11 protein-coding genes are annotated in these 14817 nt (G+C 45.4%); 7 read left to right on the top strand and 4 right to left on the bottom strand.

The window, feature by feature from the left end:
- Nucleotides 1–65 precede the first annotated feature (65 nt).
- Entirely contained in the window at nt 66–4451 is a 4386-nt protein-coding gene (gene dnaE, locus ACP14V_RS14325; RefSeq protein ID WP_272608680.1) for a DNA polymerase III subunit alpha, read from the bottom strand.
- A gap of 212 nt (nt 4452–4663) precedes the next feature.
- Between dnaE and ACP14V_RS14320 the strand changes: the two genes are divergently transcribed.
- From ACP14V_RS14320 to ACP14V_RS14310, 3 genes are read left to right on the top strand one after another with little or no spacing between them, the layout of a single operon-like run.
- Nucleotides 4664–5233 carry a 30S ribosomal protein S16 gene (locus ACP14V_RS14320; RefSeq protein ID WP_272608679.1) on the top strand — a complete coding sequence of 190 codons (570 nt, stop codon included), beginning with the start codon at nt 4664–4666 and terminating at the stop codon, nt 5231–5233.
- 11 nt (nt 5234–5244) lie between these two features.
- Entirely contained in the window at nt 5245–5775 is a 531-nt protein-coding gene (gene rimM, locus ACP14V_RS14315) for a ribosome maturation factor RimM (protein ID WP_272608678.1), read from the top strand.
- 47 nt (nt 5776–5822) lie between these two features.
- A complete protein-coding gene (locus tag ACP14V_RS14310; RefSeq protein ID WP_272608677.1) occupies nt 5823–7253 on the top strand; it encodes a sulfatase family protein in 1431 nt (476 codons plus the stop codon).
- A gap of 73 nt (nt 7254–7326) precedes the next feature.
- Here the strand turns inward: ACP14V_RS14310 and ACP14V_RS14305 are convergent, their stop codons facing one another.
- Nucleotides 7327–7893 (bottom strand): OmpW family outer membrane protein, encoded by a 567-nt coding sequence (locus ACP14V_RS14305; RefSeq protein WP_272608676.1) that lies wholly within the window; start codon nt 7891–7893, stop codon nt 7327–7329.
- Nucleotides 7894–8110: 217 nt separating this feature from the next.
- On the opposite strand from ACP14V_RS14305, the gene ACP14V_RS14300 reads away from it, so the two are divergent.
- Nucleotides 8111–8827 carry a tRNA1(Val) (adenine(37)-N6)-methyltransferase gene (locus ACP14V_RS14300; protein ID WP_272608675.1) on the top strand — a complete coding sequence of 239 codons (717 nt, stop codon included), beginning with the start codon at nt 8111–8113 and terminating at the stop codon, nt 8825–8827.
- Between the two features lie 50 nt (nt 8828–8877).
- The gene (locus ACP14V_RS14295; protein ID WP_272608674.1) at nt 8878–10056 is read left to right on the top strand and encodes an acyl-CoA dehydrogenase family protein; all 1179 of its coding nucleotides are present in this window, start codon (nt 8878–8880) and stop codon (nt 10054–10056) included.
- Between the two features lie 6 nt (nt 10057–10062).
- Here the strand turns inward: ACP14V_RS14295 and ACP14V_RS14290 are convergent, their stop codons facing one another.
- On the bottom strand, nt 10063–12360 hold the full coding sequence (locus ACP14V_RS14290) for an FdhF/YdeP family oxidoreductase (RefSeq protein WP_272608673.1): 2298 nt from the start codon (nt 12358–12360) through the stop codon (nt 10063–10065).
- 5 nt (nt 12361–12365) lie between these two features.
- Entirely contained in the window at nt 12366–12734 is a 369-nt protein-coding gene (locus tag ACP14V_RS14285) for a DUF7009 family protein (protein WP_272608672.1), read from the bottom strand.
- A gap of 48 nt (nt 12735–12782) precedes the next feature.
- Here ACP14V_RS14285 and ACP14V_RS14280 point away from each other — a divergent pair, with 48 nt between their 5' ends.
- A complete protein-coding gene (locus tag ACP14V_RS14280) occupies nt 12783–14042 on the top strand; it encodes a Y-family DNA polymerase (RefSeq protein WP_272608671.1) in 1260 nt (419 codons plus the stop codon).
- Nucleotides 14039–14488, top strand: coding sequence for a LexA family protein (locus ACP14V_RS14275; protein ID WP_272608670.1), 450 nt, complete (start codon nt 14039–14041; stop codon nt 14486–14488). Before ACP14V_RS14280 ends, ACP14V_RS14275 begins: the two co-directional genes overlap by 4 nt.
- Nucleotides 14489–14817: the final 329 nt, after the last annotated feature.

Raw genomic sequence — 14817 nt, 5'->3', positions numbered from 1 at the left:
TACGCATCATCCTTACTGTTAAAGTATTCGTTTTAGTTATTGTGCTATCAACTTAAATTATGGGCTCAGTTTAACTTATAATGAATTTCACTTTCTTCTAATGCGGATAGTAGTTCGCTACTGATCTTTACTTTCTGTTTTCGGCTGGATAGGTTCAGTTTTATCTCATCCTGCATTTCGTATACCACAAAATTAAGGGGATGATCTCCTTTGTAGGAATGTAAAGTGTTTTTCAGTGCTTGAATCCTTTTTTCCTGCAAACGGGCTATATCCAGTTTAATGGTCAGCTTTCTGGCATAGGCATCCATGACATCTTGTAGTTGTTTAAAATCATTGAACTGTAAACGAGGTTCCCCTCTTTTGCCTGTATCACGGTTTACCCAACCTTCACGCACATAGGCTTTGATATAGATAAAGGAGTTGATCATTAAAAAATGGCGAAATTTGAGGTACTCTTCGCCAAAAATTCGGAATTCATGAGAGTCGGTGTAGTCTTCAAGGGTAAAGAGGCCCCATCCTTTTCCGTTTTTGGATACCCGATGTTGCACATCCGTAATGACGCCAGCAACGGATAGCTCTCTGTTTACATATTCTTCCAAGTTGGTAAATGCAGAAACACTGCTATTGCAGAAAGCTGTGATCTCTTTTTTAAAGTCATCCAAGGGGTGTCCAGAAATGTAGATGCCCACCACTTCTTTTTCCCTGCGGAGTTTTTCCATGGTGCCCCAATCCTCGCAAGGTGGTACCACAGGTTCGGGAATCTGTACCTCACTGGCATCCCCAAAAAGGCTTACTTGGGAAGAATTTTCATTCTCCTGGAATTTTGCACCATACTTGACGGCTTTTTCCAAAAAGGTGACCTCGTCCCCTTCATGATGGAAATATTGTGCCCTATGGGTGTCCCCAAATGAATCAAACCCACCGGCTAAGGCCAAGTTTTCAAAAGCCTTTTTATTGGCGGCCCTTAAATCGACCCGCTTGGCCAAATCAAATACAGATTTATAGGGGCCACCTTCTTTTCTTTGTTCCACAATGGTTTCCACCGCGGAACGCCCCACGCCTTTAATGGCACCCATGCCAAAACGCACGGCATTGTCTTTGTTCACGGCAAACTTGTAATAGGATTCGTTGACATCCGGACCCAAAACTTCCAAGCCCATACGTTTACATTCCTCCATGAAGAAGGTTACCTGCTTAATGTCGTTCATGTTGTTGGACAGTACGGCGGCCATGTATTCGGCCGGGTAGTGGGCCTTTAAATATGCCGTTTGATAGGCAATATAGGCGTAGCAGGTGGAGTGACTTTTATTGAACGCATAGGAGGCAAATGCTTCCCAGTCCTTCCAAATTTTTTCCAGAATATCGCGGGGGTGTCCATTTTTCTCACCACCGTTCAAGAATTGGGGTTTCAATTTTTGTAGCAGGGCGAAAATCTTTTTTCCCATTGCTTTACGTAGTACGTCCGCATCACCTTTGGAGAAACCGGCCAGCTTTTGGGAAAGCAACATCACCTGCTCTTGGTATACCGTGATGCCATAAGTTTCCTGAAGGTACTCCTCCATTTCAGGAAGGTCGTAGGTGATTTCCTCGTCACCATGCTTACGGGCAATAAAGCTGGGGATATATTCCATGGGCCCCGGACGGTATAGGGCATTCATGGCGATAAGGTCATCAAAAACCGTAGGTTTCAGGTTTTTCATGTGTTTTTGCATCCCGGGTGATTCGTATTGGAATATCCCTACCGTATCCCCGCGCTGAAAAAGCTCATACGTCTTTTCATCGTCCAACGGAAAATCATCCGGGATCAATTCCATCCCGGTCCGTGCCTTAACGATTTTCACCGTATCCTTGATGAGTGTCAGTGTCTTCAATCCCAAGAAGTCCATCTTTAGGAGTCCGGCACTTTCCACAACGGAGTTGTCGAACTGGGTCACATATAAGTCCGAATCCTTGGCGACGGATACGGGAACGAAGTTGGTAATATCATCTGGGGTGATAATGACCCCGCAAGCATGGATTCCGGTGTTTCGCAAGGACCCTTCCAGAACCCGGGCCATATTCACCGTCTGGCCTTCGAGATCATCCCCTTCGGAGATGTTCAATAATTCATGGACCTTTTCCAATTCATCCGATCGGAACTTTTTACGCAAATCGGCCTCATCAACCCCAAATATTTTGCCCAATTTGGACATGTTGGGAATGAGCTTGGCAATGCGATCGGCATCATTCAAAGGTAAATCCAAGACCCTTGCCGTATCCCGGATGGAAGATTTGGCTGCCATGGTACCATAAGTGATGATCTGTGCTACCTGATTTGCTCCATATTTATTGATGACATAATCCATGACCCTTCCCCGGCCCTCATCATCAAAATCAATATCGATATCGGGCATGGACACCCTGTCTGGATTCAGGAAACGCTCAAAAAGCAGGTCGTATTTGATGGGGTCAATGTTGGTAATGGTCAAACAGTAGGCCACAACCGAACCTGCTGCCGAACCCCTTCCGGGTCCAACGGAAACCCCCATGTTCCGAGCTTCGCGGATAAAGTCTTCCACGATAAGGAAATATCCCGGATATCCCGAATTCTCTATGGTGGCCAGCTCAAAATCGATACGTTCCGAGATTTCAGGGGTGATTTCCCCATATCGTTTTTTGGCCCCTTCATAGGTAATGTGCCTTAAATAAGCATTCTCGCCCCGTTTTCCTCCGTCTGCCTCATCTTCCTTGACCTTGAATTCCTCTGGAATCTCAAATTTGGGAAGAAGGATTTCACTGGCTAGGTCATATGGGGTTATTTTATCCACAATCTCCTTTATGTTGAGGATGGCTTCGGGGATATCCTTGAATAGTTCCTTCATCTCATCTGAAGATTTGAAGTAGTACTCTTGATTGGGCAGTCCGTAGCGGTACCCCCGACCTCGACCTATGGGCGTGGCCTGTTTTTCCCCATCCTTTACGCAAAGTAGGATATCGTGTGCCTCGGCATCTTTTTTATCACAATAATAGGTGTTGTTGGTGGCCACCAACTTTACATCATGGTCTTTGGCCATCTGCACCAAAACCTGGTTCACCCGGTCTTCATCTTCCTGGCCGTGGCGCATCATTTCTATGTAGAGGTCGTCGCCAAAATGCTTTTTCCACCACAATAGAGCTTCTTCGGCTTGCTTTTCACCAACATTCAAGATTTTATTGGGTACCTCGCCATAAAGGTTTCCTGTCAGGGCAATCACATTTTCCTTGTACTGCTCCACAATCTTTTTGTCGATACGGGGCACATAATAAAATCCATTGGTGTAGGCAATGGAGGACATTTTGGCCAGATTTTGGTAACCTGCCTTGTTTTTGGCCAATAGCACAATTTGATAGCCATAGTCCTTTACATTTTTATTGGTATGGTCTTCGCAAACGTAAAATTCGCATCCCACAATGGGGGTAATTTCCTTTTCAGTGGTAGGTTCTCCCTTTTCCTCCAGTTCGGCATTTCGTTCCTTGACGCCTTTATTGTGGGTCATGATTTCTTTCACAAAGTGAAAGGCGCCCATCATATTGGCATGGTCCGTCAGTGCAACGGCGGGCATGTGATGGTCTGCGGTGGCCTTAACCAAATCCCTTATGTTGATGGTGGATTGGAGGACCGAAAATTGGGAGTGGTTGTGAAGATGCACAAAAGGAGCATCTTCCAAGGTTTCTATGTTCTCTTGGATTTCAGCCTCGGAAATGTCACCGGTATCTTGTGCCCAAAGGACATCTGCAATCTTTTTGGATGCTGCCTTTAGGTTGATGTGCTTTAATCCAATCAGTTGGATTTCCTGTGGATTGGCCTCGGAAAAACGTTCAAAATAGTCGGGGTGAACATCCAATTCTTGGGCAGTGAACTGCTTTTTTCGAACCAATTCCAGAAAACATCTTGTGGTGGCTTCAACGTCGGCGGTGGCATTGTGGGCCTCGGCAAAAGGTTCCCCAAAAAGAAATTCGTGAAGCTCGGTGAGGGTGGGCAGCTTGAATTTACCCCCGCGGCCCCCAGGAATTTTACAGAGTTCCGCGGTATGTTCCGTACAGGTGTCCAGAACGGGTAGTTCGGTCAGTAAGCTGTCCACTCCTTTTCTGTGGAATTCGCACCCCATGATATTCACATCGAAACCTACATTTTGTCCCACAACAAATTTTGCCTGGACCAATGCTTTATTGAAAGCCTCAAGAACAAATTCCAGTGATTCCCCATCTTGTTCGGCCAATGCTGTGGAGATACCGTGTACCTGTTCTGCTTCATAAGGAATGTTGAACCCATCGGGCCGTACCAAAAAGTCTTGATGCTCCACCACGTTGCCTATTTCATCGTGCAGTTGCCAAGCAATCTGTACACACCTCGGCCAATTATCCGTATCGGTGATGGGGGCGTCCCAGCGCTTGGGCAATCCTGTGGTCTCGGTATCAAATATTAGGTACATGTGCTTGCCGTTTTCGGAGTGGAAAAATCAATGTCTAAAAATATACAAACATGCAGGTTTTAGAAAATGTAGTTTTTAAGATTTATCAACCAACAAAAAACAAAAAACCTGTTGTTGGTTTGGGGATTTGAACTATATTTGCACCCGCTTAAGAGACAAGCGATTAAAAAGAATTAATAACAAGGGTCGGGCACCCTACAAATTAATGTGATATGCCAGTAAAAATTAGACTTCAGAGACACGGTAAAAAAGGTAAACCATTTTATTGGGTGGTTGCCGCAGATTCCAGAGCAAAAAGAGACGGTAAATTCTTGGAAAAATTGGGTACCTACAACCCTAATACCAATCCTGCCAGCATCGATTTGGATATTGACGGATCTGTAAAATGGTTGCAAAATGGTGCACAGCCTACCGATACTGCCAGGGCCATTCTTTCTTACAAAGGAGTTTTGTTGAAGCACCACTTGTTGGGCGGTGTTCGCAAAGGTGCTTTGACCGAAGAGCAAGTTGAGGAGAAGTTCAAAGCTTGGTTGGAAGAGAAAGAAGCTGCCGTTCAAGCCAAAAAAGATGGATTAAGCAAAGCTGAGGCTGAAGCCAAGGCAAAGGCTTTGGAAGCTGAGAAGGAAGTAAACGAGAAAAGAGCCGCTGCCGCTTTGCCAGAAGAGGAAGTAGCTGAAGAAGTTGCCGAAGAGACTGCCGAGGCCGCTACCGAAGAAGTTGCTGCTGAAGCTCCTGCTGAGGAGGCTCCTGCCGCTGAGGAAGCTGCCAAAGAAGAAGAATAGAAGAGAAGGCGATGCGCAAGGAAGATTGCTTCTACCTGGGCAAAGTCGTTTCAAAATATAGTTTTAAAGGTGAGGTGTTGGTCAAATTGGACACTGATGAACCTGAAATCTACGAAAACATGGAATCAGTTTTTGTTTCATTGGGAAACAATCTGATTCCATTTTTTATTGACCGTTGCCGATTGCACAAATCCAACCTGCTCCGCATCGATTTTGAAGAGGTCAAGGATGAGGCCACCGCGGATAAGATCATAGGTTCGGAATTGTATCTCCCCTTGGAAATGCTCCCGCCCCTTACCGGAAATAAGTTTTATTTCCATGAAGTCATTGGGTTTGCATTGATGGATGAGGTCCATGGAAATATTGGGACCATAGTCTCTATAAACGATAGCGCTTCGCAGGAACTGTTTGAAGCTGAAAAGGATGGGAAGGAACTCTTGATTCCCATCACCGATGACATCATAAAGAAAGTAGATCGGGAGAAGAGGGAAATCCATGTAAGAACACCGGAAGGTCTCGTGGAATTGTATTTGGGGTCGTAAGATTTGTGGTTTTCACCTATATTTAGGGCAACCTTTTATTTTACGATATGTTTCGATATTTCTTTGTATTTCTTGTTTTAGGACTGATTTCTTGTGGAGAAAAGAAGGCTCCCGTCAAGGAGGAAGAGCGTTCACCCAATATAGTGTTGATTTTTACGGACGATCAAGGCTACCAAGATGTTGGGGTTTTTGGTTCGCCCAATATCAAAACTCCCAATCTGGACCAGATGGCGGCAGATGGGGTTAAAATGACCCATTATTATGCGGCCCAAGCCGTATGCTCCGCTTCCAGAGCTGGAATTTTAACGGGTTGTTATCCCAATCGGATTGGTATCCATAACGCCTTGGGGCCCGATAACACCCACGGCATCAATGACACAGAGACCACCTTGGCCGAAATGTTGAAGGAGAAGGGATATGCAACGGCCATTTATGGAAAATGGCACTTGGGACACCACAAAAAGTTTTTGCCCACTCGACACGGGTTCGATGAGTGGTTCGGAATTCCATATTCCAATGATATGTGGCCCTATCATCCCCAACAGGGCCCTATTTTTAATTTTCCGGACCTCCCACTCTACGAAAACGAGACCGTTATCGACACCTTGGTGGAGCAATCCCAATTGACTACACAGATTACAGAGCGAAGTGTGGATTTTATCAAGAGAAACAAGGATAAGCCCTTCTTTTTATATGTACCACATCCACAACCCCACGTGCCACTGTTCGTTTCGGATAAGTTTAAAGGGAAATCGGAAAGAGGGCTATACGGGGATGTGATCATGGAGATTGACTGGTCTGTGGGCCAGATCATGCAAGCACTTAAAGACAATGGACTTGAAGAGAATACCATGGTCATCTTTACTTCGGACAACGGGCCTTGGCTTTCCTATGGAAACCATGCCGGAAGTGCCCTCCCCCTTCGGGAAGGAAAGGGTACCGCTTGGGAAGGGGGACAACGCGAGCCATTTATTATGAAATACCCCAAAAAGCTCAAGCCGGGGAGAACAGTGGATGTGCCCATGATGGCCATAGATGTCCTGCCCACCATTGCCCATGTCACCGAATCCAAATTGCCGGAACAAGTGATTGATGGTAAAAATGCATGGTCCATTTTAACGGGAGAGCGTACAGAGCCCGTGCAAGATGCTTACTTTTTCTATTATCGGGTAAACGAAATGTTCGGGGTGCGGTATGGGAAATGGAAGATGTATTTCCCACATCGTTACCGGACCATGGATGGCCAGGAGCCGGGCAAGGATGGACAGCCAGGAAACTACCGATACGTTGATATGGAGGAAATTGAACTTTATGATGTGGTCAACGATGTCGGTGAGACCAACAATGTGGCCGAAGCCCATCCCGAGATTGTGGCTGAAATTAAAGTTTTGGCAAATTCTATGCGACAACGATTGGGAGATTCCTTGTTCGATTTGGAAGGTTCCGAAACAAGGGAGCCAGGAAGATTGGAAGAGTGATTGTCATAAAATAAAAAGGGCGGCCAATGGCTGCCCTTTTTGTGGTTGTTGGTATAGAACTGAAAAGCCAGTTTTATTTTTTCCATTTACCCCCACCTACGTAGAAACCTAAGGAAATTCCAAAGTAGGAGTTTTTAATTTCAGCACTTTCGATTTCTGTTTTTCCTATTAAATTGTAGCTTGCAGCTAGACGAAATTTCCCCCATTCGAAACCTGTACGGATTAGACCACCAAATTTTCCATCTACTTCTGCTTCAGCATCCCCAAAGTCCTCAAAGCTGATATTTGCTAAAGCTGTATAACCGGCACCCGCTCCTACAAACGGAGCAAATGAAGAACTCCCGTTATGGAAGTAGTAGTCAAAAGTTCCTAAGTAGGATGAATTTGCAGCCAAATCAGCTTCAACGGTCAATCCAGTGTCGGTTACATTTTTAGCCATAATTGCAGATTCAAAACGAATACCCACATTCATGTTATCTGCAACATTATATTTAGCCTCAAGGCCGGTTGATAAACCACCGCCACCATCTGGCATGGCATAGCCAAGGTCTAACCCAACACGGAATTTACCTTCTTCTTGTGCTTGAACCATTTGAAAAGTACCAGCAATGATGGCAATCGCAACTAAAATTTTCTTCATAATAAGATGTTTAAGAATTGGAATTTTATGGAATAGGAGTTAGCCTATTCGTTATTTAAGCCACGAATAAAGGGTATAGCATTAAAAGAAATAAGGGTGATCTAACGGATGCCCATTTTCAGCCAACGAATGTTGGTTTTCAATTGACGAGGTAATTGGGTTACAAAGCAAAGTCATGGTTTTCTTTGGGGACTATTTTCCAATTATCTTTGTGTTTATGGGTGAATTTCAATTCAAACAATTCACGGTACACCAAGATCGCTGTGCCATGAAAGTGGGTACGGATGGGGTTTTGCTGGGGGCATGGACCTCTTTGGAGCACCAACCCGATTCCATCTTGGATATTGGCGCAGGCACCGGATTGATTGCCTTGCAAATGGCACAACGCTCTCCTGCCGAACTCATAGATGCCATTGAGTTGGATGAGGCCGCTTACGAACAATGTGTTGCCAATTTTGAAGCCTCTGCATGGTCAGACCGACTGTTCTGTTATCATGCGGGATTGGATGAATTTGTGGATGAGGTTGATGATCATTACGATTTGATTGTTTCCAATCCGCCGTTCTATTCGGAGAATGTATCCAGTGGGGATGCTTCAAGGGATCAAGCCCGTCAGAACAGCTCATTGCCCTTTGATGAGCTGATAGAGGGAGCGGCAAAACTTCTTTCCGATACGGGTGTTTTTTCGGTCATTGTTCCTTTTAAGGAAGAAGAAGGTTTTGTGTCCTTGGCCAAGACATCTGGATTGTTCATCAAGAGAATTACTAGGGTGAAGGGAAACCCAAAAGCAAATTTCAAGAGGAGTTTGTTGGAATTTGGACGCTCAGAAGCGAACACTTCAGTGGATGAGCTCATCATAGAGACCGAACGGCACCAATACACCGAGCAGTATACGGATTTGACCAAATCATTTTATTTAAAAATGCAACAGTGATAGATTAAATTGTTAAATTTCGGCATAACTTTTAGATAAATTTTTTCCGAATGAAGCCTGATCTATTTGAAGCACCGGATTATTATAATCTTGACGATCTTCTTTCCGAAGAGCATAAGCTGGTAAGGGATGCTGCCCGCCAATGGGTAAAACGGGATATCTCCCCCATCATAGAGGAATACGCCCAAAAGGCAGAGTTTCCCAAGCAGATTATCAAAGGTCTGGCCGAAATAGGTGCATTTGGTCCGTACATTCCAGAAGAATATGGAGGTGCGGGACTAGATCAAATCAGCTATGGTTTGATCATGCAGGAGATTGAACGGGGGGACAGCGGAGTGCGTTCCACGGCTTCGGTACAGTCTTCCTTGGTCATGTATCCCATTTTTGCCTACGGATCGGAAGAACAACGTAAAAAATACTTGCCAAAACTGGCCACGGGCGAATGGATGGGCTGTTTTGGTTTGACCGAACCCAACCATGGTTCCAATCCCGGCGGTATGGAAACCAAGTACAAGGATATGGGAGACCATTACCTGTTGAACGGAGCAAAATTATGGATTTCCAATTCTCCCTTTGCTGATGTTGCCGTAGTTTGGGCCAAGAATGAAGAAGGTCGTATCCATGGTTTGATCGTGGAAAGGGGCATGGAAGGTTTTTCCACCCCGGAAACCCATAACAAATGGTCGCTTCGCGCTTCAGCTACGGGGGAACTTATTTTTGACAATGTAAAGGTCCCCAAAGATAACCTGTTGCCCGGTAAGAGTGGGTTGGGTGCGCCGTTGGGCTGTTTGGATTCCGCCCGATATGGTATTGCCTGGGGCGCTATCGGAGCTGCCATGGATTGTTATGATACGGCACTGCGATATGCCAAGGAGCGCATCCAATTTGGGAAACCCATTGCGGCCTATCAGTTACAGCAAAAGAAATTGGCCGAAATGATCACCGAGATAACCAAGGCCCAGTTGTTGGCCTTTCGTTTGGGGCAATTAAAAAATGAAGGACGTGCCACCACGGCCCAAATTTCTATGGCCAAACGTAATAATGTGGACATGGCCCTAAAGATTGCCCGCGAAGCCAGACAGGTTCTGGGTGGAATGGGAATCACCGGGGAGTATAGCATCATGCGCCACATGATGAATTTGGAAAGCGTGATTACCTACGAAGGCACCCATGACATTCATTTGTTGATCACTGGGGCTGATATTACCGGTATTCCAGCGTTTAAATAATCGACACTATATTTTTTCAACCGTTACCTTGATGGATTTGCTGATGGGGGTCTGGCTCTTATCCGCAAAATGGTTGTGGGGCACCAGCAGATTGGTTTCAGGGAAGTAAGCGGCCATGTTCCCTTTGGGAATTTCATAAGGAATGACCAGAAATTGTTCTGCGGTCCGTTGGATACCATCATATTCGCTATGTAGATGCACAATATCCAGTTTTTTCAGTTGATGCTGCTCCATATCATCTTGGTTCATGAACACCACGCGACGCTCATTGTGAACACCTCGATAACGGTCATTCAAACCATAAATGGTGGTGTTGAACTGGTCATGGGACCGAATGGTCATCAACAAGAATTCATTCATTTTTAGACCATGGTCCGGCAATGTATTGATGGTAAGCTGTGCCATGCCGTTGGGCAGCATTCTAAAGTCCCGTTTGCGTACATTGTTGGGCAGGTAATACCCAAAACCTTTGGACTGTTCACTGGTATTTTTGAATCCCTTTATGGTTTTATCAATTAAACTTCGGATGAGGTCGTAATCCGCTCCCAAAGCCTCCCAGTCCATCGTATGTTCCCCTTTAAAATAGGTGTGGGCCATCAATGCGATGATTTCCGGTTCACTTTTGATATGCTCCGAAGCCGGTTTCAACAAACCTTTGCTTTGGCGGACTTTTCCCGTGCTGCTTTCCATGGTCAGAAATTGAAGGGAGCCGTTCTTCTCATCCTTCTCAGAGCGACCAAAAGTGGGAAGCAACAGTGCGGTTTTGCCCGTAATCAAATGACTGCGGTTGAGCTTGGTGCTGATCTGTACCGTCAGGCTGCAATTTTGAAGCGCTTTGGCAGTGTATGCCGTATCCGAGGCGGCCATGGCAAAATTCCCTCCCAAACAAACAAAGACCTTGGCCTTGTTTTCGTGCATGGCTTGGATGGCCTCTACAACATCATACCCTCTTTGGGTCGGAGGCTCAAAACCGAGATGTTCCCGAATCCTCTTGTTCAATCCTTCATTCACAAAATGATGGATGCCCACTGAGCGGTCCCCTTGTACATTGCTATGTCCCCGAACGGGACAAGTGCCCGCAAATGGTTTCCCGATGGCTCCTTTCAGCAGTAAAATGTTCACATATTCCTGGATGCATTCCACGGCATTTTTATGTTGGGTGATGCCCATGGCCCAACAGATCACGATTTTGGAATTTTCGGCCAATAACCGAACGGTCTTGTCAATTTTTCGCATGGAAACCCCAGTTCTCCGCTGAAGTGTTTCGTAATCGAAGTGCTCCAAATCTTTGAGCAGTTCATCATAGCCATCCACATATTCCACAATGAATTCATGGTCCAGGACATTGCTGTTTTTGGCATCGTGGGCCACCAATTTCTTCAAGATCAGTTTGGCGAGTGCAATGTCCTCATTGATGCGAACAGGAAGGTGTAGGTCGGCAATGGGCTGCCCACTGCCCAACATATCCGAAACGTTTTGCGGGTTTTTAAAGTTCACCAGTCCCGTTTCCGCCAGAGGGTTGATGCTGATGACTTTTCCCCCATTCTTTTTGCATTTTTCAAGGGCAGAGAGCATTCTGGGGTGATTGGTCCCCGGGTTTTGGCCCACGACCAAAATAACTTCGGCGCCATAGAGATCATCCAAGGTTACCGAACCTTTTCCAATGCCGAGGGTCTCGGATAGTGCCACACCGGATGACTCATGGCACATATTGGAACAATCGGGCATGTTGTTGGTGCCCAAAGCGCGGGCAAACATGCCGTACAAATAGGCGGCTTCATTACTGGATCGTCCAGAGGTATAAAAAATGGCCTCATTGGGGTCGTTTAATTGATGGAGTTCATTAGATAGTAAATCAAAAGCCTCCTGCCATGCAATGGGTTCGTAATGTACCTTTCCTGGCCTGAGCACCATGGGCTCTATGATCCGACCCAACTTGTTGAGTTGATAATCGCTGAGTTGGGATAGTTCCTCTACCGAGTGCTTACTGAAAAACTCGGCACCTATATGTTCATGGGTAGCTTCGTCGGCCAACGCCTTGGCCCCATTTTCGCAATATTCCGCAACCTTGGAGGGGTGTTCGGGAACGGGCCACGCACAGCTAGGACACCGAAAACCGTCTTCTTGGTTCATTTCGAGCAGAGCCTTCATGGAGCGCACAATGCCCATTTCCTTGAAACTGTGTCTCAAAGCTTCTTTTACCCCCAAGAAACCGGCAGCGGTATGCATGGGTTCCTTAAGACGCAATCCGGTAAATTGGATATCCCCCGTAAGTGAAATGTTTCGTTTGAATTCTTTTTCCATGGGGTTCAATGTTGCAGTTTGGGGTTGGGATAATTATCCGATTGGTCTTCCAGGGTATTGTCCAAGCAGGTAAAATCTTTTTCAAGAAGTAGATGGAGTTTTGTCCCGTTCTTGGTGGTGAGGGTGTGTTCAAAGCCAACACGTTCATCCAAATCCCAGTTTTTTGCCAGCTGTTCGGGAACACTTAAGGTGATTCGGTTGTTTTCATACGAAGACGAGAGGGTCGGTTCAGTTTTACTGAGTTGTACGGCATAGCCGAATACATTTTCCCCGAAAGAGGTGGTCTCCATAAAAAAACCTTTTTCACAAAGCTGTTTTACTTCGCTCTGGGTCAGTCTAAAACGTACCGAATTGCCTCGTATCCTAATTTTCATCGTAACTGATTTACTAGGTAATTTAGCAAAAATCGAGTACTTTGAGGCATGTTTGCGTTGGTGGATTGCAATAACTTCTATGCGTCATGTGAGCGGGCCTTTCAGCCTCAGTTCAATAACATCCCTGTGGCCATTCTTTCCAATAATGACGGTTGTTTTATCTCGCGTAGCGATGAGGCCAAGAAATTGGGCCTCCCTATGGCGGCCCCGGCATTCAAGTACAGGAAGTTCTGTGAAGAAAATGGGATAAAGGTATTCTCGTCAAACTATCCTTTGTACGGCGACATGAGTACCCGGGTGATGAATATTCTGGGAACATTTACCCCGGACATGGAAGTGTACAGCATTGATGAGGCTTTTTTAAAGTTTGATGGATTCCAGGACTATGATTTTGAGGCATATGGAAGGGAGATGCAATACAAGGTGCAAAAAAGCACAGGAATTCCGATCAGTATAGGTATAGCACCGACCAAGGCACTGGCCAAGGTGGCCAATAAGATTGCCAAAAAATTGAAATCCCGGACCGGAGGGGTTTTTGTGATCCAATCCGAAGAGGGGCAAATAAAAGCACTCAAATGGTCAAAAATAGAGACGGTTTGGGGCATAGGCCACGGAAATTTAAAACGACTTCAGACTAGAAACGTAAAAAATGCCTTTGATTTCACCCAGTTGCCCGATAAGTGGGTGAGAAAGCAAATGGCCATTGTTGGGTTGCGGTTGAAAAAAGACTTGGAAGGCATACCTACCTTGGATTTGGAAGATGATGCCCGGGACAAAAAAGCAATTGCCACCACAAGAAGTTTTGAACGGACCTATTCCGATATCGAAGATATTCGGGAACGGATTTCCACCTTTGCCAGCAGTTGCGCCGAAAAACTACGGGCCCAAGAGAGCAGTTGTAACCATATTGTGGTCATTTTAAGAAGTGACCGACATAAGCAGGATGAGCCCCAAGACAGGGGTACGGCCATTATAACCTTGCCCTACGCTACGGATTCCAGTCTTACCATAAGTCGTTATGCGGTCAAGGCGGTGGATACCATTTTCAAAGCCGGAATCAAGTACAAAAGGGCAGGGGTGATCGTATCTGGTCTGATTCCCACCAACGAGCGTCAGTTGGACCTGTTTTCATCAGAAAATCCAAAACACCATAAAATCATGGAGGTGATGGACAGCATGAATGATAGGTATGGGGACTATAAAATGAAAATAGCCAATCAAGATTTAAAACGGACCTGGAAAATGCGCCAAGAGCATCTTTCCCCAAGATATACAACGGACATCAATGACATCATTGTAGTAAAATGACCTCAAAAAAACCTCAAGAAACCAATTCGCTCACGTTTTTTACCCCAGATGATGAGCTAAGCTTAAGTATTCCCATTTCCAGAAATACCGTCTCAGCAGGATTTCCATCCCCTGCTGAGGACTTCAAGCAGAAACGAATCAGTTTAGACAAGACTTTGATCAAGAACAAGGAAGCCACGTTTTATGCAAGGGTCAGTGGGCAATCCATGACCGGGGCAGGGCTAGATGATGGCGATTTATTGATCATTGACAGAAGCTTGGAAGCGGAGAACGGAAAAATAGCAGTTTGTTTTTTGGAAGGGGAGTTTACCGTGAAACGATTGCTGATGGAAAAGGATTCCATAACACTAATGCCGGAAAACAATGCGTACAAGCCTATCAAGATATCCAAGGATAGCGACTTGTTGATATGGGGAATAGTGACTTACGTTATAAAGGCAGTTTGATGAAAAAAATAGCCTTCGACCCCATTAATCGAAAACCTTTGTTATCTTTGTCCCGTTGTGTTGGATTCCAGTCGCGATGATTGGAATCAGGTTGAAGCATCAGACTGATGCTTGCCAATGAAAGGCTTTCCGTTTGGAAGGCTTTTTTTGTTTGTGAGACAGAGAGGTCGAAATTTTCACCTTATGAATTTGAGTAATAGTATGTCACCTCGGCACAGTCGAGAGGTCTTACTTTCTATGGTCTCGACTTCGCTTGACCGGGCAGATAATAAAGCATTAGTACTAATTTGTGCAATTCGTGTTAAACCTTCACACTACTCAAAATGAGA

Source organism: Flagellimonas alvinocaridis, from assembly GCF_965248585.1.
Classification (GTDB): domain Bacteria; phylum Bacteroidota; class Bacteroidia; order Flavobacteriales; family Flavobacteriaceae; genus Flagellimonas; species Flagellimonas alvinocaridis.
Note: the sequence above shows the minus strand (reverse complement) of the source record. Positions and strands in the feature narration are given on the sequence as shown.

What these genes read in the sequence shown, in the direction of transcription:
- dnaE (WP_272608680.1), bottom strand. Translation starts at nt 4,451, where the DNA reads ATGTACCTAATATTTGATACCGAGACCACAGGATTGCCCAAGCGCTGG.
- ACP14V_RS14320 (WP_272608679.1), top strand. Translation starts at nt 4,664, where the DNA reads ATGCCAGTAAAAATTAGACTTCAGAGACACGGTAAAAAAGGTAAACCA.
- rimM (WP_272608678.1), top strand. Translation starts at nt 5,245, where the DNA reads ATGCGCAAGGAAGATTGCTTCTACCTGGGCAAAGTCGTTTCAAAATAT.
- ACP14V_RS14310 (WP_272608677.1), top strand. Translation starts at nt 5,823, where the DNA reads ATGTTTCGATATTTCTTTGTATTTCTTGTTTTAGGACTGATTTCTTGT.
- ACP14V_RS14305 (WP_272608676.1), bottom strand. Translation starts at nt 7,893, where the DNA reads ATGAAGAAAATTTTAGTTGCGATTGCCATCATTGCTGGTACTTTTCAA.
- ACP14V_RS14300 (WP_272608675.1), top strand. Translation starts at nt 8,111, where the DNA reads ATGGGTGAATTTCAATTCAAACAATTCACGGTACACCAAGATCGCTGT.
- ACP14V_RS14295 (WP_272608674.1), top strand. Translation starts at nt 8,878, where the DNA reads ATGAAGCCTGATCTATTTGAAGCACCGGATTATTATAATCTTGACGAT.
- ACP14V_RS14290 (WP_272608673.1), bottom strand. Translation starts at nt 12,360, where the DNA reads ATGGAAAAAGAATTCAAACGAAACATTTCACTTACGGGGGATATCCAA.
- ACP14V_RS14285 (WP_272608672.1), bottom strand. Translation starts at nt 12,734, where the DNA reads ATGAAAATTAGGATACGAGGCAATTCGGTACGTTTTAGACTGACCCAG.
- ACP14V_RS14280 (WP_272608671.1), top strand. Translation starts at nt 12,783, where the DNA reads ATGTTTGCGTTGGTGGATTGCAATAACTTCTATGCGTCATGTGAGCGG.
- ACP14V_RS14275 (WP_272608670.1), top strand. Translation starts at nt 14,039, where the DNA reads ATGACCTCAAAAAAACCTCAAGAAACCAATTCGCTCACGTTTTTTACC.